The organism is Cytobacillus mangrovibacter (assembly GCF_042865275.1).
Lineage (GTDB): Bacteria > Bacillota > Bacilli > Bacillales > Cytobacillaceae > Cytobacillus > Cytobacillus mangrovibacter.
Genome location: NZ_JBIACJ010000006.1, coordinates 262,533 through 284,953 on the forward strand (window position 1 = coordinate 262,533; position 22,421 = coordinate 284,953).

Here is a 22,421-nt window from a genome sequence, read left to right on the forward strand (position 1 = left end):
AACTTTGCGACAAGTTTGTCTGCATCCAGCTCCAGCGCATTTGTTCGTGCTAATTAAAATGCCCAATCTCCATTTCTGAAGACAGGTTCGGACTTGTCATCAGCGGTAATGCCGTCGATATCCATTTCGGCTGAGCCGATCATGAAGTCTACATGTGTTAAGCTTTCATTTAATCCATGTTCCTTCAGTTCATCGCTAGACATTTGCTTGCCGCCTTCTAGACAGAATGCATATGCACTGCCGATAGCCAGGTGGTTTGAAGCATTTTCATCAAATAATGTGTTGTAGAAAAGCAGGTTCGATTGAGAGATTGGTGAGTTGAATGGGACCAATGCTACTTCCCCAAGATAATGCGAACCCTCATCTGTTTCAACAAGCTGCTTAAGGATTTCTTCGCCTTCTTCAGCTTTTACACTAACAATGCGGCCGTTTTCAAATGTGATTGTGAAGTTGTCGATGATGTTGCCCCCGTAGCTTAAAGGCTTTGTGCTTGATACGGTACCGTTCACACCAGTTCGTAATGGAACAGTGAACACTTCTTCTGTCGGCATATTTGCCATAAATTCATGGCCTTTTTCATTAATACTCCCTGCCCCACACCATAGATGCTTTTCAGGAAGTTCAATTGTTAAATCAGTACCAGGTGCTGTATAGTGAAGCTTTTTATATCTTTTGTTGTTTAAATAATCTACTTTTTCATGGAGTGTTTCATCATGCTTCTTCCATGCATCAACAGGGTTTTCTAAATCTGAACGTGTGGCTTTAAAAATGGCATCCCAAAGCATTTGTACTCTTGTTTCTTCTGGAGCATCAGGGAAAACCATGTCAGCCCATGCAGGAGAAGGGGCTGCAACAACTGTCCAGCTGACCTTATCGGACATCATCATTTTTCGATAGTTCATCAGTGCTTTGCCAGCAGCTTTTTGGAAATTAGCAATACGCTCTGATTGGATGCCTTTGAATAAGTCAGGGCTTGCAGAAACAACAGACATAAACGCTGCGCCATCCTTAGCAAGCTCTTCTACTTCCTTTGCACGCCATTCTGGGTATTCAGTGAATGCCTCATCAGGTGCAAGCTCGTATTTTGTACGGGAAACAACATCATCGCTCCAGTTAACAATGACATTATGTGCCCCAACTTCATAAGCGTTTTTTACAACTAGACGGACAAATTCAACTGAATCAAGTGTTGTGTTAACGACAAGTGTTTGCCCTTTTTGAATATTTACCCCAACTTTTACCGCAAGCTCAGCATATTTTTCTAAGTTCTTTTGAAATTCACTCATTATGTAGTCTCCTTTTTCAGAATCTTCCTTTATATTGTAGCGTTTTTGCAGTGAAAAAGAAACTTTGAATCATTTTATGGTTCATAAAAATCTACCTCATTCAAAAGCTGTTAGCCACTTTAGAGTTTACCGGTCAAATTTTCGACTTATCAGTGCCTTTTGCATTATGGCAGGATTTTTATAAAAAGGCTATTTTCGTAAACATTGTTGCTTTCAACACGAATTCGTAGAGGTTGATTTCCACTCCAGCTCGCTCGCTTTCCGCGGGGTGGGCGCTGAGCCTCCTCGGCGCCATGCGCCTGTGGGGTCTCAGCTGTCCCACTGCTCCCGCTGGAGTCTCGCAACCTTCCGCTCCAATCAACAATCAATTTGGTGAACATTATTTATTTACAAAATTGATTCAATAACAACAATCTTTTAGAAAGAGTCTATAAAAAAAAGAATCCTATGCGGATCCTTTTTTCAATTTTAGATTATTTGGTTTTTCAGTGATTGCAAACATGAGCCAGTATAAAAAGGCGCTTAATACAGCAAGTGCAGCTAAAATAACGAATGTCCAGTCATATCCAATCCAGACGGTTAATGGAATGGATAGCGGTGCGATTGTTTTCCCGATTGTAAACCGGAGGCTTGCTGCTGCAAAGTATTGTCCTCGCATATGATCGGGGGCAATTTTTGAAACAAAGCTTTGCTGAATGCCAGCTGCTATCAATTCACCGAGCGTAAAGATAGCCATCGCCAAAATTAATCCCCAAATCCAATTCGTTTGCCCCATCATAAAAATAGCTGCAGCATACATGAGAGAGGATAGAATAAATACATTTCTTTCCCTGTATTTCATCATTATTTTGGTTACTGCAACGGTAAACAATGCCACAAGGAAACCATTTTCAGATAGCAGAATGCCAAAGGCCTGTTCTCCATGGACAGTAAAGGACCAATCGCCAAATTGAAGCAATGTCTGGTTTTGGACAAATTCCTTCATATAGACAGGGAGCAACAGATCAAGCTGCATAAAGGTCTGGGCAGCTAAAACACCTGCGATAATAAAAAGAAGAAAGGTTTTATCCCGAAAAATAATGCCATAGTCCTTGATTTGATCAATTAAAACAGAGTGCCACTTCTTATTTTCTTGAGAAATTCCAACCTGATCTGGAACGGTTTCGCGCGTCATTTTAGCAAGAAGGCCAGATAGCACGATGCAGATAATCCCGGCTACAAGCAACAGATAAAAGCGGTAATCGGCATAAAAAATGGCTCCCAAAATAGGACCAACGACAACAGCTATATTAATAGATGTATAGAAAATAGCGAACACATGGCTACGATCCTTTTCTTCTACAACATCAGCGACCATTGCCTGACTGGCAGGCCAATAAATGGAACTAAATACCCCTACAAGTGCGAAACAAATAAAACCAATCCATGGGGAATTGAACCATGGAGAACTTGCAAGGGCAAAAATAAGATAGCATACCCCTTGCCCCAAAGAGGACAGAACCATCATCGTTTTTCGCCCGAAACGATCAGCGAAATATCCACCCATAAGATTAGCCAAAACGGAAAATACCTGTGAAAAAACAAGCATTAGCCCAGCCTTATCTTTGCCAAATTCACCAGCAAAATAAATCGTTAAAAACGGAAAAAACATCCAAAAGGCAATATTTAAAGCTGCTTCCCCAAACAATCGAACCTTTAAATTTGAATCCCAATCTCTAATTCTCATGCTGTTTCCTCAATTTTCTTTTTTTGAATAACGTTATCATACTACTGGAATTCAGGGGAAAACAAGAAATTCTTTTCTTTTTAAAAGAGTATTCTTAATTTACTTTCGAAAGTTTGTCCAATAAAATTAGAAAAATATAAAAGAGCAAGCGGCCTAAATCAAGAATTGTAATAGTACATCCTAGAAAACTGAATCTATTCATGACGTATGCTATATTTAACATACGGAAATGTGAAAGGATGTTTTAAATATGGCAAAAAGTATTGTAATTGCTGAAAAACCTTCGGTCGCACGTGATATTGCACGAGTGCTGAATTGTAATAAAAAAGGAAATGGGTATCTCGAAGGGGATAAATATATTGTTACGTGGGCGCTGGGTCATCTAGTTACACTTGCAGACCCGGAAAGCTACGATGTGAAATATAAAACATGGAATTTAGAAGATCTGCCGATGCTGCCTGAGCGTTTGAAATTGACAGTCATTAAGCAGACTGGAAAACAGTTTCAAGCTGTTAAAAGTCAGCTGACTAGAAAGGATGTCAACGAAATCATCGTTGCTACAGATGCTGGTAGAGAAGGAGAGCTAGTTGCTCGTTGGATTATTGATAAAGTAAAAGTCAATAAACCAATGAAGCGTTTATGGATCTCTTCTGTTACGGATAAAGCGATAAAAGCAGGCTTTGCTAATCTAAAGCCTGGCAAAGCGTATGACAATTTATATGCTTCAGCTGTTGCACGCTCAGAGGCTGATTGGTATATCGGTCTGAATGCAACGCGTGCATTAACAACTAGGTTCAACGCTCAGCTAAATTGTGGACGTGTACAAACACCTACTGTTGCGATGATTGCATCTCGTGAGGATGAAATTAGAAACTTCAAGACACAAACCTATTATGGCATTGAAGCCCAAACAACAAATAATTTAAAGCTAACTTGGCAAGATGCAAAAGGGAACAGCCGCAGCTTTGATAAAGAGAAAATTGATGGGATTGTGAAGAAATTAGGCAGCAAAAATGCTATTGTGACGGAAATGGAGAAAAAGCCGAAAAAGTCTTATGCTCCAGGCCTATATGACCTAACAGAACTGCAGCGTGATGCAAATAAAATCTTTGGCTACTCGGCAAAGGAAACGTTAAATATCATGCAGAAGCTGTATGAGCAGCATAAAGTTTTAACGTATCCGCGAACAGATTCACGTTATATTTCTTCTGATATTGTCGGAACGCTTCCTGAGCGTTTGAAAGCATGTGGAGTTGGTGAATATCGTTCGTTAGCTAACAAAATTGTAAACAAACCAATAAAGGCTTCAAAAGCATTTGTTGATGATAGCAAAGTATCGGATCATCATGCGATTATTCCGACAGAAAGCTATGTGAACTTCTCAGCTTTCACAGATAAAGAGCGCAAAATTTATGATTTAGTTGTTAAACGATTTTTAGCCGTATTATTTCCTGCATTTGAATACGAGCAATTAACGCTTCGGGCGAAAATTGGTGAAGAGTACTTTGCGGCTAGAGGAAAAACAATTGTATCGCTTGGCTGGAAGGAAGTATACGAAAATCGCTTTGAGGAGGAAGAGACAGCAGATGAGTTGAAAGAACAGATTTTGCCTCGCATCGAAAAAGGCGATACATTAAACGTGAAATTAATCGCACAAACATCAGGTCAAACAAAGCCGCCTGCACGTTTTAATGAAGCAACATTGCTTTCGGCAATGGAAAATCCTACGAAGTATATGGAAACAAGAGATAAAAAATTAGCTGACACATTAAAATCAACTGGTGGATTAGGTACTGTTGCAACAAGAGCTGACATTATTGATAAGCTCTTCAATTCATTTCTAATCGAAAAGCGTGGCAAAGATATTCACATTACTTCTAAAGGCCGACAATTATTAGATTTAGTACCAGAGGAGCTAAAATCACCAAGTCTAACCGCAGAATGGGAACAAAAGCTGGAAGCGATCGCGGCGGGCAAGCTAAAAAAAGAAGTCTTTATTGGCGAGATGAAAAGATATACGAAAGAAATTGTTTCCGAGATCAAAGCAAGTAATAAAAAATATAAGCACGATAACATTTCTACTAAGAGCTGTCCAGATTGTGGAAAGCCAATGCTTGAAGTGAACGGAAAAAAAGGCAAAATGCTCGTGTGTCAGGATCGGGAGTGCGGACATCGTAAAAATGTTGCACGAGTTACAAATGCACGATGTCCACAATGTAAGAAGAAGCTTGAACTCCGTGGGGAGGGAGACGGTCAAATTTTCGCGTGTAAATGCGGCTATCGTGAAAAACTCTCTGCTTTTGAAGCACGCCGTAAAAAGGAATCTAAGGGAAAAGTGGATAAACGAACTGTACAAAAGTATTTAAAGGAACAAAATAAACAAGAAGAACCAATCAATAATGCACTAGCAGAGGCATTAAAGGGATTGAAATTTGATTAAGGAAAGAGAAGGTAGCTTTCTCTTGTTGTCATTTATCTAAATTTGTTTAAATACTTTACTCTACTAACAATCTAATAATCTAACTTGTTAAAATTTTACAATTATTTATTGACAATCCAATCATTCTAAACGTAAAATTAATTATATTCGGAAAATTCTCGATTGGAATGATTGCTATGACTTGTCGATTAATAGCTCGTTCATACAAAAAGGCTGTATTTCAAACGCTTGTTTGAAGTACAGCCTTTTCTTTATCTCACTAATGTACTAAGGAGGAAAAAGATGGTTATTTTATCTGGCAATACATTAACTTTAGAAGACATTAAAAAGGTATTATTCAATAAGGAACAGGTTCATGTTTCAGAGGAAAGCATGGTAGAAGTTAAAAAAAGTCATGATGCAGTAAAAAGAATTGTGAATGAAGAAAGAGTTGTCTATGGAATTAACACGGGATTTGGGAAATTTAGTGATGTGCTTATTCATCCAAATGATGTGAACGATCTTCAGCTGAATCTTATTCGCTCTCACGCGTGTGGGGTAGGGGAACCATTCCCTGAGCTTGTTTCACGTGCAATGGTGCTTTTACGAGCAAACGCATTATTGAAAGGATTTTCAGGTGCACGCCCAGTGATCATTGAACGTTTGCTGGATCTAGTGAATAAAGAAATTCATCCAGTGATCCCGCAGCAAGGTTCACTTGGTGCAAGCGGAGACTTGGCACCGCTTTCTCATCTTGCACTTGTATTAGTAGGAGAGGGAGAGGTTTTCTACAAGGGGGAAAGAAGAGCCTCACTTGAAGTGCTTTCAGAAGAAGGGTTGGAACCGCTGACTTTAGAAGCAAAAGAAGGACTTGCTCTTATAAATGGAACACAAGCGATGACTGCAATGGGCGTTGTTGCCTATCTCGAAGCAGAAAAACTTGCTTATCAAAGTGAACTGATTGCTGCTGTTACAATGGAAGGCTTAAATGGCATTATCGATGCATTTGATGAAAAAATTCATTTAGCTAGGGGCTATAAACAGCAAGTGGATACAGCAAGAAGAGTAAGGGAGTACCTATCTGGCAGTGCTTTGATCACAAAGCAAGGGGAAATCCGTGTGCAGGATGCTTACTCTATCCGCTGTATTCCACAAGTTCACGGAGCTTCATGGCAAGCGCTTGATTATGTAAAAGAGAAGCTAGAAATCGAAATGAACGCGGCAACTGATAACCCACTGATTTTTGATGATGGCGATCACGTGATTTCGGGCGGAAATTTCCATGGACAACCGATTGCACTGGCAATGGATTTCATGAAAATAGCTGTTGCGGAGCTTGCGAACATTTCTGAACGAAGAATTGAACGCCTTGTGAATCCACAGCTGAGTGACCTGCCGCCATTCTTAAGTCCAGAGCCTGGTCTTCAATCTGGGGCTATGATTCTTCAGTATGCTGCAGCATCTCTCGTCTCTGAAAATAAAACATTGGCACATCCGGCAAGTGTAGATTCGATCCCTTCCTCTGCTAACCAAGAGGATCATGTCAGCATGGGAACCATTGGTTCAAGACATGCGTATCAAATTATTCAAAATGCTAACAATGTGCTTTCGATTGAGTTAATTTGTGCGCTTCAAGCAGTAGAATATCGGGGAATAGAAAAAATGGCAGAAAAAACGAAGAATTTTTATCTAGAAGCAAGGAAAATGGTTCCTTCTATTATAAAAGATCGTATCTTCTCAAAGGACATTGCAGCTTGTTCGACATGGCTGAAGGAGTTGGAGATTTCTTCGTTATAAAATAGGAAGGGGGTCTAAGCGTATTTAGACCCTCTTTATTTATGTTTTCCCTATCTATCTTCATCTTCTCCAACGCGATTTTTGAAGGCCTCTTGTACAATGAGGAATTCTTCATCCTCCTGTGCCTCAGTTGCTGCCCGTTTATCATTTTTGGCAACTTCAGGGAATTCACCAGGATGGTTCTTCCTTTTATGATTAAAATGTTCACCACGAGCCATTGATTTACACCCCTTTCTTATATCTTCCTGTAGCTTCCCCAAATTCGAAAAACCTATGTAATTATCATTGTTTTAGAATTGGGTTTTCAAAATGGATGTCTGTCCACTCAATAATTTATTTAAAGCATATTCTATTTTAATTGAAAGGGAAGGAGGGAAATTTATGTCTTGTAATAATAATGATAGAAGACCAGTTCTTAATGCTGATCAAGTGATTGTCCGTGCTAATAATGTATTTGTGTTAGGTGAAGAAGATCGTAATCGCTGTAGAAATGGAAACGTAGCAGGAGTCGAAAGCAACAATAGAAGTCGCTGCAGAAACGGAAACGTAGCAGGAGCAGAAAGCAACAATAGAAGTCGCTGTGGTTGTGGAAATGTTGCTGGAAGCAATGATAGAAGAAGAGGCTGCTGTCGGTTCTGGTAATGAAATGAGAGGGAGCAGGGAGTAATATCCCTGTTTCTTTTTGTTTTATTGGTGGTGCACGAAATCACCTTTGGTATACCCGCTCAATAAGTTATGCATTCGAATAAAATCCATCCATGTGCACACCAAAGGCTCTTTATCAGTATTAGACAGTAACAAAGCATTTTTCAAGCTATTTTTCCCTTTTTTTAAGAAAATAATATGAGATTTTACCTAAAGCTTGAGTGGATTTTGTCGAAATAAAGAAGAGAGAAATCTTTTGATCAAATCAAAGATTAATGAAAATGGGTGAGGCGCATATGGATAAAACATCGGTAATAGGATTAATTTTAGGAATAGCGGCATTGGGGGTTGGGATGGTTTTAAAAGGGGTTCCTATTCAAGCATTAGCAAACCCTGCTGCCATCTTAATTATCCTTGTAGGTACAGCAGCAACAGTTGTAATCGCATTCCCTGCAAGCGAAATTAAGCGAGTTCCGAAGTTATTTGGCATTATTTTTAAAGAGAAAAAGCAAATGAATCCAATAGATTTAATTAAAATGATTTCTGAATGGGCTCAACTAGCTAGAAAAGAAGGACTGCTTGCACTAGAAGCAAAAACGAGTGAAATTGACGACCCATTTCTGAAAAATGGGCTATCCCTTGCAGTTGATGGCCAGAGTGCTGACTACATACGTGATGTACTTAGTGAAGAAATCGAAGCAATGGAAGAAAGACATTCAGCGGGAGCATTAATTTTTACCCAAGCTGGGACATATGCTCCAACTCTAGGTGTTTTGGGTGCAGTTGTTGGTTTGATTGCGGCACTTGGAAATATGAGTGATACAGATGCATTAGGGCATGCGATTAGTGCAGCGTTTGTTGCGACATTGCTAGGGATATTCACTGGATATGTGCTTTGGCATCCGTTTGCTAATAAGCTAAAGCGGAAATCAAAGCTAGAATCTAAGCTCAAATCAATGATGATTGAAGGTGTGTTATCTGTTCTGGAAGGAGAAGCTCCGAGGATTATCGAACAAAAGCTTGCTTCCTATTTACCTGTTGGAGATAGAAAGAAATTTCTTGAAGAAAGCAGCGTGAAGACAGATGAGTAAACGGAAAAAGAAAAAACTCGATGATGGGCATGTAGATGAATCTTGGCTGCTTCCTTATTCGGACCTTCTTACATTACTGTTAGCGTTATTTATCGTTCTTTTTGCTTCAAGTTCCATTGATGCAGTCAAATTCCAAGCCATTTCAAAAGCCTTAAATAGTGCCTTTACTGGTGGGACTGGGATTTTTGAATATCAAAGCCCGATGCCTGAGGGACAGAAACAGGGGGAAGTGGCAAGTAAAAACTCAGAAAATGATGATGCAAATAGTCTAGACATTGATGAAGAATTACTAAAAAAGGCCGATCAGAAAGAGCTGGCATCAACACAGGAAAAAGTCAATTCGTATATTGAAGCAAATCACTTGGCTGGTAAACTGCAAACTTCTTTAACTGGTGAAGGTTTAATGGTTTCTATAAGGGATAATGTATTATTTTCACCAGGAAGTGCAGATGTAAGGCCAAATGATAGAAACATTGCTAATGAAATTAGCGAGCTTCTAGTCATGGATCCGCCTCGGGATATTATTATAAGCGGACATACTGACAATGTACCGATTGGCAACGCTCCTTTTGATTCCAACTGGGAACTCAGTGTGATGAGAGCCATTAACTTTATGAAAATAATCTTAAAAAATGAAAAACTTGATCCAAAAAAGTTTAGTGCAAAAGGCTTTGGTGAATTCCAGCCAGTCGCACCGAATGATACAAGCAGTGGAAGAGAAAAAAATAGAAGGGTAGAAATATTAATTCTACCTAGAAACGCAAGCTAAACTCTAATGGGTTTAGCTTTTTTGTATGAATAAAAAACGAAGCAGGATCCATATGAGGATCCTGCTCAAAATATTTTCTATATAGAAGCATCAGCTTCATTATGAATGATTGATTTGGCCGCAGACTCTTTGCCATGTAATAAATAGTATGCGAGTAAGGCGAGAAGAACAACGCCTGCAAGAACTAAATATAATGTAGAAAGGCTTGTATACACAGCAACAACGCCAAGCGCATAGGAGCCAAGACCAATCCCAGAATCAAAAAAGGTAAAGAAGGTTGATGTGGCCAAGCCTCTTTTCGTTGGGTCTGAGTTCTTGATTGCTATTGTTTGCAGACTTGGGGAAAGACTGCCATAGCCTAATCCGATAATTGCTGCAGAAAAGAGAAAGAGAAAAGTGGACTCTGCTTGACTAAGTAACACCATTCCAATAGCAAATAAAAGGATGGACGGATAAATGATTTTGTTTTCACCATAAAGATCAAACCATCTGCCAGTAAAAGGTCGGCTTAAGACAATAGAAGCCGCATAAACGACAAAGAAAAAGCTTGCTGCTTTAAGTAGCCCAAGCTCACTGGCATAAACAGAAATGAAAGAGAGAATTCCCGAATAGGCAAGTGCTAATACCCCACCAACGATGGATACAGGAATTGCATTCTTTTCGAAAAAGCTGGCAAAGGAAAACTTGGCAGGCTGCTTGGTCACAGCAATTGATGTATCAACCTCAGGAATACGAACAAGTAATGAAAGTAATAAGGCAATCAAAGCCAAAATAGCACAAAGAATGAAAAGCAAGCTGAAGCTTGTGAACTGGATAATAGTTAAGCCAGCAAATGGTCCAATGACCATGGCTAAATTCATAAACAATGCATAATAGCCAAGCCCTTCGCCCTTTCTTCTATTTGGCACAATATCCGCAATGATTGCCCCGGTTGCTGTAGTCGCCATTCCAAATCCAATTCCATGTAGAAACCGCAAGGCTAACAGTAGAGGAATAGAATCTGTCCATAAATATAAAAAACTAGAAATAAAAAATATCATGACAGAAGAGAGCAGAATCTTTTTTCTGCCTAGTTGATCGATCCATTTTCCTGTGAGCGGCCGGCACAAAACAGCGGCTATTAGGAAGACGGAGACGATTAATCCTACTTGAGTTTCATTCCCCTCTAACTCATTCAATACATAAATAGGTAATGTTGTTAGCAAAATATAAAAAACAATAAATAGAAAAAAGCTAATAAAGGAAATTCCTAAGAAATCCCTTGTCCATAATGGTTGTTTCTTCATGATGACCTCCTAGGAAATAGAAAAGTACTTAAAGATTATTGTTCATTCGTTCGATGATCTTTTGCATCAAATCGCGTTCTTCCTCACTAATATTATTTAGTACATTGCTTTCACAGGCTTGGACAGCTTCTAGCCAGACTTCATATTGTTTATGTGCCAAATCTGTAAGGAAGATCTTTTTCTCTCTTTTATCAGTTCCAGAGAGTTTTGAAATCCAGCCTGCCTTTTCTAATCTTGCTAATGTACGAGTCATTGTAGGAGCCTCAACTCCTAAGTAAAGTGATAGATCCTTCTGTGTAGATGGTCCATTGGTGTTTAGTAGATAAATAATGGTCCACTGTGCGGAATATAATCCAAGCGGAACTAATACTTCGTTTAAAGACTTTGAGAAATGACGTGTAAATTGGTTTATAGAATGAAAGAAGTTGCTTTGATTTTTGTACATACAATCACCCAATCGAAATTAGTTACCTAGCTAATTATATTCTCAATACATTACATTGTCTATCTTTTTTGGTTTTATGAAACATTAGTTGGTGGTAGAGGTTGATTTGCGCTCCAGGTTACTCGCTTTCCGTGGGGTGGGCGGTGAGCCTCCTCAGCGCTAAAGCGCCTGCGGGGTCTCACCTGTCCCACTACTCCCACAGGAGTCTCGCAACCTTCCGCTCCAATCAACTAGTCTTTTTGAGGAATAAAAAATTTATTCAAATACAATGATCTTTTAGAAAGGGGATTATATTTAGCAGGAAATAACATTTGCTTTTAATTGGGACATAAGTTTATAATGTAGACATAAGTTTATAAATATTGGGGCTGAGTTATTTATGAATGAAAAGGAATTATTGATCTTACAGCTTATCAACGCTAATCCATTTATTTCACAAATTGAATTAGCTGAGAAAACGCATCTGTCAAGATCAGCTGTAGCAGGATACATTTCTTCTTTGACAAAAGAAGGAAAGCTGCTAGGCAGGGCATACGTTCTTCCGAAACAAAAGGATATTATTTCTATTGGGGGAGCGAATATTGATAGAAAAATTCAAGCGCTAAACCATCTTCAATTCGGAACATCCAATCCAGCTGAAAGTTCACAATCCTGTGGCGGAGTCGCCAGAAATATTGCAGAGAACCTAGGGCGACTAGGCTGTAATGTGTCTCTAATGACCATTGTTGGAGAAGATCATGAGGGAGAATGGCTGCTTGACTATACGAAAACTTTTGTTGATATCAGCCCATCTCAAGTGTCGCCAAATTTGGCTACCGGAACTTATACGGCCATTCTGGACAATGAAGGAGAAATGGCAGTTGCGCTTGCAGATATGGCTATTTATGACTCCATTGATATTGATTTTATAGAAAAAAAATGGGGATATTTAGCTTCATCAGCAATGGTTGTTATGGATACCAATTTATCAGCCGATGTATTAAAACATGTCATTGTACGCTGCAAGGAAGATAATATTCCGCTTTGTATCACACCTGTTTCCTCTCCGAAGGTAAAGAGGCTTCCAGAAAGTCTTCAAGGTGTTACTTGGCTGATTGCTAACAGAGATGAGGCAGAGGCATTGTCTGAGATGACAATTAATGATGAGGATGATTTTTTCAAAGCAGCTGAGAAAATCATGAAAAAAGGGGTAGAAAAGGTTGTCCTCACACGTGGTGATAAAGGCTTAATCTATTTAACACAGCAGGGAGAAAAGGGAATCCTTCATCCTCCAAAGGTTCATGTAGAAGATGTGACTGGTGCTGGAGATTCACTTGTAGCAGGCATTATGTTTGGCCATCTAAATGGATTAAATACAGAAGATGCTTGTAAAATTGGGATTTCTTGTTCTGTATTAACACTACAGTCACATGAGACAGTTAATCCAGCATTAAATCATATACGACTGCAAGAAACTTTCCAACAATATTTTAAATAAAGGAGTTTTTGATATCATGATTGCAAATTGGTTAGAGTATTCAGCTGAGGTTCAAGAAGCGAAGAAAGCAAATAAGCCGATCGTAGCACTAGAGTCAACGATTATTTCACACGGAATGCCTTACCCGCAAAACGTGGAAACTGCTAGAGAAGTAGAAGAAATCATCCGCAAAAACGGTGCCGTTCCAGCGACAATTGCAATTTTGGATGGCAAAATCAAAATTGGCTTATCAGATGAAGAGCTTGAATTCCTTGGGACAAGCAAGGATATTGAAAAAGCGAGTCGACGTGATCTTCCATATTTAGTGGCTAATAAGAAGCACGGAGCAACAACTGTAGCAGCAACAATGATCTGTGCACAATATGCTGGGATTGAAGTTTTTGCAACAGGTGGCATCGGTGGTGTTCACCGCGGGGCAGAAACAACAATGGATATCTCTGCTGACCTTCAAGAGCTTGCCCAAACAAATGTGGCAGTTGTATGTGCGGGTGCGAAATCCATCCTCGACATCGGTCTTACATTAGAATATCTTGAAACACATGGAGTTCCTGTTCTTGGATTTGAAACAGATTCACTGCCAGCGTTCTACACTAGAACAAGTCCATTTAGTGTCAACTATCGTGTAGATACAGCGGAAGAAGCTGCGGCAATGATCCGTACGAAATGGGAGCTTGGATTAAATGGCGGTGTGGTCGTAGCTAATCCAATTCCAGAAGCAGACGCACTAGAAGAAGCTTTTATTACAAATGTTATTGAAACTGCGCTGAACGAAGCAGCGGAAAACAATATCGCAGGTAAAAAAGTAACACCATTCCTTTTAGGAAAAGTGAAGGAATTAACAGAAGGAAAAAGTTTGACAGCCAATATTGCGTTAGTGAAGCATAATGCTGAAGTAGGATCAAAAATTGCGGTAAGTTTGAAGAAATAATTTCATCTAGATGAAAAAATAAATAAATGGCCAATTCGGATCTATGCTAGATGCATGGGGAAGAATTGGCATTTATTTTGGCATTGTGGTATTTATACGGAGAGCAGTCAGCACATAACGATCTGGGGCATCACCAATGAAAGAAAAGGGATAGCAAGTGGAAACTGTAAGAGTTTCGATTGGTGCAGTCGTTTGAATGACTGTTGTATCATTGGCATCAACGATTTGTGTGTGCGTGATCTCGTAGCTATAACGTCCATAAGGCATTGATATGTAGAAAATATCTCCAATTTCTAACTCTCCAAGGCGACGGAAAACAGTATCACGATGTCCTGAGAGCAAAATTTGATCAGGCTGTCCAGGTAATGCAGTACTTGAGTAGTGGCCAACACCCTTCTCAAGCTCATCTTCATCGGTTCCTTCTATAATAGGGAGCTCTGCATCTAATTTAGGAATTTCTAATATGCCGATAGCCTCTCCTTTTTTAAAAGAGAAATCAGTCAGTTGTTCTTCTTGAAGAACGGGATTTGCAGACTGCTCACGAGTAAACTCAACCTTCTCCTTCGCTTCTGTCAGCGATTGTTCTGTAGCTTGTTCTTGTCTATTGATATCTGTTAACGACAGGATGATAAGAAAGACACCAGTTAGAATCAAGAGAGAGGAAGCTAGTAGTAAGGAGCCTTTTTTACGATCCACTTTTATCCTCCTTGTTCTTTTTAGTGAATTTTATGAAACTTAAGTAATAAGAAAAATCCTCCTTTGTAATTCCTTGCTCTTCTGCCTCATGAACGAGTTTAATCCATTCATCATCAAGAGGAAATTCAGTGGAACTTCCATCCATTTTTTTCTGATTTAATAAATCCTCCATTGTTGTATCCAATGTTTTAGCTAAACGAGATAGCACTTGCAGTGAGGGATTCCGCTGAATTCCTCTTTCTATATAGCTTAAATAAGACTTCGACACCCCTGCTTTTTCGGAAAGCTCATTAATAGAATATCCTAACTCTTGCCTCAATCGTTTAATTCGCATACCCACCATTGATTTTTCTCCTTTATTCAGTTTTATTCCATTATAACGAACAAAACGTTCAATAAAAAATACGAAATTTTAAGATAAATAGAGCAATTTTGAGAAAACGAACGAAAAATGTTCTTTATAACGCAAAAATGGCTGAATTTCGAATTTTTCAAAATAATTCATATGGACTATACTCAACTTATCGGTTCGGTATAAAGAACAAAACGAACGAAACTAAAGAACGAGAGCTCGGTGAGGAGGGGTTCCGATCAGATATGGGAGATTACAGAAATTCGGGAAGAAAAACAAGCTATTATGGGTATTTGTCAAAATTGCTGCTGCATGGTATTTACTCATAGGAATGTCTACTGCCATTACTGGTCAGACGAATGCATTTTTTTCAGATGCGAATGAAGTAAATGGAACGATAGCGGCGGGGATATGGCTGAGTTCCTTAAGCATTGAACAAGAAACCCTTAGTGGAAATGATATTTCTGCGCAAATCACAAACAGTGGAGCAGAAATGAAATCTACAGGTACGTATGAGGTGTACTATATTGAAACTGGTGACCCGCAAAATGGAGAAAAGCTTTTCGAAGGGGCTTTCGATAAGTTAAATGAAAATCAAAAAACAGATGTAAAATATACACCAGAGAAAAATGGGGTGTATAAGTTTAAAGCATATGATGAAAATGACGTAAATCATGCTGTTTGGAGTAGCGTAATCGCAGTGACAACATTAGAACAGATAGATCCAGAAGCTCTTGATAAACAGGAAGAAGAAATCGAAACACCTATTGTTGAGGATCCTAAAGAGGAAGTAGAAATTGATAAGGACATTATTGAGATTCCACCAGATAAAAAAGCTGAGCAACCACCAAATCAAGATAATGAAGACAAAACAATAGAAGAACCAATCCAAGAAGTTCCTGTTATAGATCCACCATCTACGCCTGTTGAACCACCATCTGATGAACAAAAAAATAGCAATTAAATTAGGTAGGTGAAAATTTTGAAAAAAACACTAAAGATTATTAGCAACATAATTACAGTCATTCTATTTTTCAATTTAATTTTAATGGCCTTTCTCGTGGTCTCCTCCAAGGCATCTGGAGGAGAACCGCAGGCCTTTGGATATCAGCTAAAAACCGTCTTATCAGGATCAATGGAACCAACCTTTCAAACTGGCTCAGTTATTGCGGTAAAGCCGCTTGATTCAAAGGAAAGAAAGTCCCTTAAAAAAGATGACATTATCACATTCCAAACAGGTGAGGATATTCTAATCACTCACAGAATCATTGGAGTAAACACTAGCGGTGAACATGTCATGTATGAAACAAAAGGGGATAACAACCAAACTGCAGATATGGACGCTGTTCTATCTGACAATGTTGTTGCCGTCTACTCTGGCTTTACGATTCCTTTTATAGGATATTTCATAGATTTTGCTCAATCAAAAGAAGGAAGTGCCATCTTGCTTATCGGTCCTGGAATATTGCTTTTGGGCTATGCAGGATTTAGTATTTATCAGGCTCTTAGAGAAATTGATCCAAAACCCAAAAAAGATGAAACCAAAGAAAAAACTGCTTAACTAGTTTGTACTCCTTGTTCAACATAACAAGGGTCAATATAAAAAAACAATTATACATACCCAAAAAGGGTAAGAGGAGGAAATGGAAAATGAGTATTAAGAAAAAATTAGGTTTAGGAATCGCATCAGCAGCACTAGGAATGTCTTTAATTGGTGGAGGAACGTTTGCTTACTTTAGTGATTCTGCAGTTCAAACTAATCACTTCTCTTCCGGTACATTAGATATTTCTGTTGATCCAACTACGGTTGTCGATATCACTGATTTTAAACCTGGTGATTCGATAAAAAAGACATTCAAGCTTATTAATGAAGGATCTTTAGATATTGGAAATGTATTGCTCCATACTAACTACACAGCTACTAAAACTAATGGAGACACAATATCAGCTGATTTAGTAGATGCTTACGCCAGTGAAATCATGGTTGATTTCTTGGTGAATACTGGTGATGAAAATAGGGATAAAGAAATTATATTAACTAAGTCTTTAAAGGAATTAAAAGGAATGACACCGGAAGGCCTAGCTCAAGAGTTTGATAGAGAATGGGCATGGATTTTCCCTTATTATGTATTAAGAGACGGAATTGAGGCTGGAACTGGAAAAGAATCTGTCGATGACTTTGAAGTGAAGTTCAGATTTAATGATACTGGTGTACCACAAAACGAACTACAAGACTTAAAACTTAACTTAGAGTGGACGTTTGAAGGTAGACAAACCGCTGGGGAAGTAAGAAATTAATTTATTAATAAAAAGGTGGAGAATTGCTTCTCCACCTTTTTAAGATAATATAAATCGTAGGTGAGGTATGCCATGATTAATCAAGGTTTACTTTCAAAACTAATAAAATTGTTATTAATATTATTAATTTTTTCATTTGTATTTATCGAACAGATAGGTGTACTTGCTGAAGAAAAAGAGATAGATATAAATACAAATCCCAATGGGTATTTTTTTGAGGTTGGAAACCTAAAACCAGGTGACTGGATGCCAAGAGATATCACTATTTTAAACGAAGGTAAACGCGATTTTAAATATACGGCATTTATAGGTAAGAAAAAGTCAGTTAAAGGATTATTTGAAGAGTTAGATTTACTTGTTAAGAAGGATGAAGCTATTTTGTTCGAAGGCAAACTGAAAGACTTCGCTGGATTCACACCAAGAAATCTCGCAAAGGGTAACAGTGAAACTGTATTCTTTCAAGTAACAATGCCATACGAACTTGGGAATGAGTTTCAAGGCTCTGCAGCTGAGGTGGAAATTATCTTTCAGGCCGAAGCATTAGCTGACCCTGTTGATCCAAATCCAGATCCAGATCCAGACCCAGACCCAGACCCAGACCCTAACCCAAATCCAAACCCTGATCCAGACCCAGACCCAGATCCAGATCCAGACCCAGACCCAGATCCAGATCCAGACCCAGACCCAGACCCAGATCCAAATCCTGATCCGGTTGATCCAAATGATCCAGGAGAACCAGGTGAACCGGGTAATCCAGTGGACCCAAATAATCCAGATGTAGAGGTTACAAATCCAATTGTCGTATCTCCAGAAATGACAGATAAACTTTTACCTAAAACAGCAACCAATACTTACAACACTCTCCTAATCGGTGGACTGCTTCTATTTACTGGGAGCATGCTTTTCGTGTTATATTTCAGAAATTTACGTCGTAATCATTAATTGAAGGCCTGAGGAATAGACTATTTCAAAGGCCTTATTATTTTATAAAGGTGGTGCCTTATGTATCAGAAAAATTGTGATCGATGTTGTCGTCCATCATTTAGCAGCAGTGAAAGGGGAGAATGGCTGTGTCCGGTATGTGGGCATAATTTGACCTTGTATCCGTTTTTTGATGCGATGACAATGGAAAGAATAAATGTGAAGGTGCCAACTTTCCGAAAGAAAATGGAGAAGTACCGCAGTGGTTCTGTTTATTTAAAAGCAATAAAGTAATAATGGATTACTTTACTAAAAAATATCGAAAGAATTTTCATGTGCCAGGGGATATTGAAATATGAAATAAATGAATACATATTTGGGGGGAAGAACGTGGTTGAGGCAAAGGCAGAATTCACTGAAATAGATCAAGAATGGCTGCAGTTACTTAAAGAAGCAAAGAATTTAGGAATAGAGAAAAGTGAGGTCTTAGATTATTTAAATAAGGTTAAAGATATACTACTCGAAAATAAATCACATAGTGAAAGTAATCCAAGTATTTAAGTATAGATATCTCCATATGTACTGAATGAAAAAAAGGATGATCTATTTGAAAAAGGCCTTTTCTTATCTAGCGATCTTAAACTTATTTGATGGTGCTATTACTTTTATTGGCCTTCGCTACTTACTGATAAACGAAGGAAACCCATTAATGAATGATTTATACGAAGCAAATCCGCTATTCTTTCTCGGGTATAAAGTGCTGCTCTCCGGTTTTCTTTACATATTAATTCGATTTAATAAATTACCCACTATTCGTCTTGTAAAGGTTTTGACAACTGTAGCCTCTGCCTTGTATACGGCTGTTATTGTTCTGCATTGCGTATGGGTTACCCCGATTATTCTTTCCCTTTTCACCAGCAGATTCTAGTGTAAACAAAAAAGTATGTCAATGACATTTAAAGTAAAGTTTAATATTTTGTAATAAAAGTTTCGACGGGCTTCGCTATTATTTTATTAGAATTATGAATGGAGCATGGTCTTTTGACCTACATAACTCCTACTTTTTTAATATCCAATATTTTGAATTTGTAGGGAAATGTCGATTGTTGGCTAACAATAGTTGAATATAAGTTTTCAGAATAGACAAAAAGTAACACCGAGAGTGATTTGAATCATATACAATTTACATATAGAGTAAATGATCTATCTAAATAGACACAGAAAAAGGCAAACCTATTGAAAGATAGGGACGCAAAGTCACAGGTCTAAGGTATAGTGGAATAAAATACTAAGATGGCTGGATTGCCTGGAATACGATACGTATTTTGGGGGGAATTATGTGGTTGAGATAAAATCAAAAGTTGAGGGAATTGACACAGAATGGGTGAAGCTTATGGTAGAAGCGAAGAACCTGGGAATAGAGAAAGAAAAGATCAGAGAATTTTTAATGAAAAATAGTGTCAAACAAATGATTATAGAAGGTCGTTAATTGAATAGGAGATCAAGCTAAGTATTTCTTTGGGGGTCTTGTACTTTCAGGAAATGCTTTTTATTTTGAAGAAAGTGGCCAGAGCTCAATTGCTATGAGCTCTAGCACTCTTATAGCAACATAAATTTCATAAGTATATGTGGAAGAAAGCTCACTAATATAAAGGACGCTGATGAAGGAGTGGTCTGGGGGTTGGCTATTCTTTTAAAAGGCGTACCTCTTCTCTAATCTTCACGATGTCTCTTTCATTGTGAACAGTCTTGTCCCAAACATAGTCCTGTTCTGCCTTAATTACATGAAGCATGTTCATAATCTCTTTATGCTTCGTTTCATTCTCAGTACGGATTTTCCCCTGTTCAACTTTCAGTTCATTGATATCTTCGCGCATTTTTGCCTGTTCAACTTTTAGTTCATTAATGTCATCACGCATTTTTGCCTGTTCAACTTTCAATTCATTAATGTCATCGCGCATTTTTGCCTGTTCAACTTTCAATTCATTGATGTCTTCTCTCATTTCATTGATGTCCCCCCGCATTTCATTCATATCTTCCCGCATGCCACCAACCATCGTAATTAAAGTCGATAACATTTCTTCCATCCGATTAAAATCACTCATTCTATTGTCACCTCCTTTTCAACACAATCTTACCTTATTCCCCGAATGAATGCTATTGTTCTGGAGAACAAATATAGTGAAGTCTCCCAAAATAAAAAAGCACGAAAAACCCATGATCGATAAGTTTTCGTACTTCGTATTTGTTATTTATTCTGATCAATTCTCCATCGATTAAATTCCAGAAACTCGCGAAATTGTTCCTTTGAAACACCAGAATTCATTGCTTCTTGTACAATTTTCATCCATTCTGAATCCAGATCATCTTTATTTGGCTGCTCATGTATTAAATGATCGACAGGTACATTAAGTACAGCTGCGATTTTCTCGAGAAATTGTATGGAAGGATTTGTTTGTAAATTTCTTTCCAACGAACTTAAATAAGACTTGGCTACGCCAGCTTGTTCGGCAAGTTCGGATAACGACATTTTCTTTTCTTTGCGAAGTATTTTTACGCGTTCACCGATCATCCAATCTCACACACCTTATTATTATATGTAATACAATCATATCAAAAAACAATAGAAAGTTCCATATTAAGAACAATATTGTTTGGAAAATGATCATATTTTAGCACATAAATCAAAATGAATGGTAATAAATAGCTCAAAAAAAGCAGCAAATCATTTACTAAATGCTTCTTTGGATGCGATTACCTTCATAATTTCTTTGATTGCATCATGTGTATTTTCTGCATCAATATGGAGGAATGGTTCTTTATACTCCATATGTTTATGTGTATAACGTGGATCGTAGTAATCTTCAAGTAATATTTTGATTACTGATTTGTAATTCTGAGCGGTGGCTTCTTCATCTAACAACTCAATAATTTCACGGTTCTTCAGGCGTTTTTTAATAAAGGCTAAACGTTCAATTACTTTCTCATAGAACCAACCTTCTTCAAGATAGGGCTTAACATAGTCTTGGTAAATTCGCTCAACACGTGAGGGAATGGAAGCTTGTAGATTAAGATTCATGCCCTGTTGTTTTCTTATTAATAGCTCATCAGGCAATACGACCTTGCCAATTCGTTTGCTCTCTGCTTCGATTAGGAAAAAGGATGAATCTTTGATTTCAGATAGAGATTGAAATAGAAGGGAATCAAATGTTTTTTGATTGTTGCCAGGAAACAATCCGAATGTACCAAAAATAGATCCTCGATGACCAGCTAGTCCCTCTAAATCAATGACTGGCAATCCTTGTTCTCTTAATCCCTTTAATATATCCGTTTTTCCAACACCTGTCATGCCGTGAAGGGTAATTGCTTTGTCGGGCAGCATGGTTGGTATCTTTTCTAAAATATATTGACGATACCCTCGATACCCTCCGATTAATCGTGGCAGGGAAATCCCTGCAAAAGCCATAAAGGTTGCGACTGCCTTGCTTCGCATGCCACCTCTCCAGCAATAGATGACTGGCAAATGGCCATTCTCATGGAGTTCTCTAATTTGCCCTAGCATAGAAGGGATCTTTGGAGAAACAATTTCCATTGCTCTCCATTTTGCTACATCTGAACCTTCTTGTTTATAAATTGTTCCGATCATTGCTCGCTCTTCATCTGTGAATAAAGGGATATTGACGGCTCCGGGGATTCGAAACTCCTTATATTCACCAGGAGACCGCACATCAACAGGAACTGCATTATTCAGTTGGAGCAACTGATCAACAGTTATTTCTTTCATATTGTTTCCTCCGAAACTTAACGTATAATAAGTAGTTTAACTGATTTTAGCAGAAGATAAAATGATAAGAAGTTACCAGCAAAACGAAAAACAGCCCTTAAATCTAGGCTGTTTTTCCTTACTTATTCTTTCTAAGATTTCCAAGTTCCTCTACTAATGCTTGCATTTCATTTGGACTGAAGGAATTCTTTTTCATCACGAGATCATAAATGTCTTTTAATTCTTCGTACATTTCCTCATCAAAATGTGATGGTTTAATGGCACCTAGGTTTAAGACTTTAAGTTTATCTTTAATTTTTTCGATCATGTACTCAACGTTTTCTGTTGATTTCTTTGTTAGCTCCATCTATGGATCCCCTCCCCAAACTATCTTATTCCAATTGGATTAAAAATAGTATTTCTTTTTATTTGATTGTTTTTGCAAACATGGCTAAATAATATGTAGTTGGTAGAGGTTGATTTGCGCTCCAGGTGCTCGCTTTCCGCGGGGTGGGCGGTGAG

The 22,421-nt window shown here is 38.2% G+C and carries 26 protein-coding genes and 1 riboswitch; of the genes, 15 read left to right on the forward strand and 11 right to left on the reverse strand.

Going from position 1 to position 22,421, the window contains the following annotated elements:
- Positions 1–53: 53 nt before the first annotated feature.
- The gene (locus tag ACFYKT_RS13235; protein WP_389220195.1) at positions 54–1,286 is read right to left on the reverse strand and encodes an aminopeptidase; all 1,233 of its coding nucleotides are present in this window, start codon (positions 1,284–1,286) and stop codon (positions 54–56) included.
- Between the two features lie 445 nt (positions 1,287–1,731).
- A complete protein-coding gene (locus ACFYKT_RS13240; protein ID WP_389220198.1) occupies positions 1,732–3,012 on the reverse strand; it encodes an MDR family MFS transporter in 1,281 nt (426 codons plus the stop codon).
- A 250-nt stretch (positions 3,013–3,262) separates the two neighbouring features.
- Between ACFYKT_RS13240 and ACFYKT_RS13245 the strand changes: the two genes are divergently transcribed.
- Together ACFYKT_RS13245 and hutH are read left to right on the forward strand one after the other, a co-directional pair.
- Positions 3,263–5,452 (forward strand): DNA topoisomerase III, encoded by a 2,190-nt coding sequence (locus ACFYKT_RS13245; protein WP_389220202.1) that lies wholly within the window; start codon positions 3,263–3,265, stop codon positions 5,450–5,452.
- Between the two features lie 282 nt (positions 5,453–5,734).
- Positions 5,735–7,228: a histidine ammonia-lyase gene (hutH, locus tag ACFYKT_RS13250; protein ID WP_389220205.1), complete on the forward strand. Its 1,494-nt coding sequence runs from the start codon at positions 5,735–5,737 to the stop codon at positions 7,226–7,228.
- 50 nt (positions 7,229–7,278) lie between these two features.
- On the opposite strand, the gene ACFYKT_RS13255 is transcribed toward hutH, so the two are convergent.
- Positions 7,279–7,446, reverse strand: a complete 168-nt coding sequence (locus ACFYKT_RS13255; protein WP_389220208.1) for a hypothetical protein — start codon at positions 7,444–7,446, stop codon at positions 7,279–7,281.
- 163 nt (positions 7,447–7,609) lie between these two features.
- On the opposite strand from ACFYKT_RS13255, the gene ACFYKT_RS13260 reads away from it, so the two are divergent.
- The 3 genes from ACFYKT_RS13260 (at position 7,610) to motB (ending at position 9,733) form a co-directional block, all read left to right on the forward strand.
- Complete coding sequence (locus tag ACFYKT_RS13260; protein WP_389220211.1) at positions 7,610–7,870, forward strand: hypothetical protein; 261 nt, start codon at positions 7,610–7,612, stop codon at positions 7,868–7,870.
- A 299-nt stretch (positions 7,871–8,169) separates the two neighbouring features.
- Entirely contained in the window at positions 8,170–8,964 is a 795-nt protein-coding gene (motA, locus tag ACFYKT_RS13265) for a flagellar motor stator protein MotA (protein ID WP_389220214.1), read from the forward strand.
- A complete protein-coding gene (motB, locus tag ACFYKT_RS13270) occupies positions 8,957–9,733 on the forward strand; it encodes a flagellar motor protein MotB (protein WP_389220217.1) in 777 nt (258 codons plus the stop codon). Before motA ends, motB begins: the two co-directional genes overlap by 8 nt.
- A gap of 77 nt (positions 9,734–9,810) precedes the next feature.
- Here motB and ACFYKT_RS13275 read toward each other — a convergent pair whose 3' ends face one another.
- Positions 9,811–11,019 (reverse strand): MFS transporter, encoded by a 1,209-nt coding sequence (locus ACFYKT_RS13275; RefSeq protein ID WP_389220219.1) that lies wholly within the window; start codon positions 11,017–11,019, stop codon positions 9,811–9,813.
- 28 nt (positions 11,020–11,047) lie between these two features.
- Complete coding sequence (locus ACFYKT_RS13280; RefSeq protein WP_389220222.1) at positions 11,048–11,464, reverse strand: MarR family winged helix-turn-helix transcriptional regulator; 417 nt, start codon at positions 11,462–11,464, stop codon at positions 11,048–11,050.
- 379 nt (positions 11,465–11,843) lie between these two features.
- Between ACFYKT_RS13280 and ACFYKT_RS13285 the strand changes: the two genes are divergently transcribed.
- Positions 11,844–12,941 (forward strand): carbohydrate kinase, encoded by a 1,098-nt coding sequence (locus ACFYKT_RS13285; protein ID WP_389220225.1) that lies wholly within the window; start codon positions 11,844–11,846, stop codon positions 12,939–12,941.
- 16 nt (positions 12,942–12,957) lie between these two features.
- Positions 12,958–13,869, forward strand: coding sequence for a pseudouridine-5'-phosphate glycosidase (locus ACFYKT_RS13290; RefSeq protein WP_389220227.1), 912 nt, complete (start codon positions 12,958–12,960; stop codon positions 13,867–13,869).
- Between the two features lie 72 nt (positions 13,870–13,941).
- On the opposite strand, the gene ACFYKT_RS13295 is transcribed toward ACFYKT_RS13290, so the two are convergent.
- Both ACFYKT_RS13295 and ACFYKT_RS13300 read right to left on the reverse strand, forming a co-directional pair.
- A complete protein-coding gene (locus ACFYKT_RS13295) occupies positions 13,942–14,565 on the reverse strand; it encodes a class D sortase (protein WP_389220230.1) in 624 nt (207 codons plus the stop codon).
- A complete protein-coding gene (locus tag ACFYKT_RS13300) occupies positions 14,555–14,908 on the reverse strand; it encodes a helix-turn-helix domain-containing protein (RefSeq protein WP_389220233.1) in 354 nt (117 codons plus the stop codon). Before ACFYKT_RS13300 ends, ACFYKT_RS13295 begins: the two co-directional genes overlap by 11 nt.
- A gap of 247 nt (positions 14,909–15,155) precedes the next feature.
- Here ACFYKT_RS13300 and tapA point away from each other — a divergent pair, with 247 nt between their 5' ends.
- The 8 genes from tapA (at position 15,156) to ACFYKT_RS13340 (ending at position 19,625) form a co-directional block, all read left to right on the forward strand.
- On the forward strand, positions 15,156–15,881 hold the full coding sequence (tapA, locus tag ACFYKT_RS13305; protein WP_389220359.1) for an amyloid fiber anchoring/assembly protein TapA: 726 nt from the start codon (positions 15,156–15,158) through the stop codon (positions 15,879–15,881).
- Positions 15,882–15,899: 18 nt separating this feature from the next.
- The gene (gene sipW / locus ACFYKT_RS13310) at positions 15,900–16,478 is read left to right on the forward strand and encodes a signal peptidase I SipW (RefSeq protein WP_389220236.1); all 579 of its coding nucleotides are present in this window, start codon (positions 15,900–15,902) and stop codon (positions 16,476–16,478) included.
- 89 nt (positions 16,479–16,567) lie between these two features.
- The gene (locus ACFYKT_RS13315; RefSeq protein WP_389220239.1) at positions 16,568–17,215 is read left to right on the forward strand and encodes a TasA family protein; all 648 of its coding nucleotides are present in this window, start codon (positions 16,568–16,570) and stop codon (positions 17,213–17,215) included.
- A 72-nt stretch (positions 17,216–17,287) separates the two neighbouring features.
- Positions 17,288–18,157, forward strand: coding sequence for a hypothetical protein (locus ACFYKT_RS13320; RefSeq protein ID WP_389220242.1), 870 nt, complete (start codon positions 17,288–17,290; stop codon positions 18,155–18,157).
- A 60-nt stretch (positions 18,158–18,217) separates the two neighbouring features.
- On the forward strand, positions 18,218–18,430 hold the full coding sequence (locus ACFYKT_RS13325) for a hypothetical protein (RefSeq protein WP_389220245.1): 213 nt from the start codon (positions 18,218–18,220) through the stop codon (positions 18,428–18,430).
- Between the two features lie 96 nt (positions 18,431–18,526).
- Complete coding sequence (locus tag ACFYKT_RS13330; RefSeq protein WP_389220248.1) at positions 18,527–18,697, forward strand: anti-repressor SinI family protein; 171 nt, start codon at positions 18,527–18,529, stop codon at positions 18,695–18,697.
- A gap of 46 nt (positions 18,698–18,743) precedes the next feature.
- Positions 18,744–19,064 carry a DUF5658 family protein gene (locus ACFYKT_RS13335; protein ID WP_389220251.1) on the forward strand — a complete coding sequence of 107 codons (321 nt, stop codon included), beginning with the start codon at positions 18,744–18,746 and terminating at the stop codon, positions 19,062–19,064.
- 288 nt (positions 19,065–19,352) lie between these two features.
- Positions 19,353–19,446: riboswitch (cyclic di-GMP riboswitch) on the forward strand.
- Between the two features lie 29 nt (positions 19,447–19,475).
- Positions 19,476–19,625: an anti-repressor SinI family protein gene (locus tag ACFYKT_RS13340; protein ID WP_389220254.1), complete on the forward strand. Its 150-nt coding sequence runs from the start codon at positions 19,476–19,478 to the stop codon at positions 19,623–19,625.
- Between the two features lie 196 nt (positions 19,626–19,821).
- Here the strand turns inward: ACFYKT_RS13340 and ACFYKT_RS13345 are convergent, their stop codons facing one another.
- From ACFYKT_RS13345 to ACFYKT_RS13360, 4 genes are all read right to left on the reverse strand, one after another.
- The gene (locus tag ACFYKT_RS13345; RefSeq protein ID WP_389220257.1) at positions 19,822–20,241 is read right to left on the reverse strand and encodes a hypothetical protein; all 420 of its coding nucleotides are present in this window, start codon (positions 20,239–20,241) and stop codon (positions 19,822–19,824) included.
- 143 nt (positions 20,242–20,384) lie between these two features.
- Positions 20,385–20,708: a helix-turn-helix domain-containing protein gene (locus tag ACFYKT_RS13350; protein WP_389220260.1), complete on the reverse strand. Its 324-nt coding sequence runs from the start codon at positions 20,706–20,708 to the stop codon at positions 20,385–20,387.
- 153 nt (positions 20,709–20,861) lie between these two features.
- Positions 20,862–21,920 carry a tRNA 2-selenouridine(34) synthase MnmH gene (mnmH, locus tag ACFYKT_RS13355; protein WP_389220263.1) on the reverse strand — a complete coding sequence of 353 codons (1,059 nt, stop codon included), beginning with the start codon at positions 21,918–21,920 and terminating at the stop codon, positions 20,862–20,864.
- 118 nt (positions 21,921–22,038) lie between these two features.
- On the reverse strand, positions 22,039–22,266 hold the full coding sequence (locus ACFYKT_RS13360) for a DUF1128 domain-containing protein (RefSeq protein ID WP_389220266.1): 228 nt from the start codon (positions 22,264–22,266) through the stop codon (positions 22,039–22,041).
- Positions 22,267–22,421: the final 155 nt, after the last annotated feature.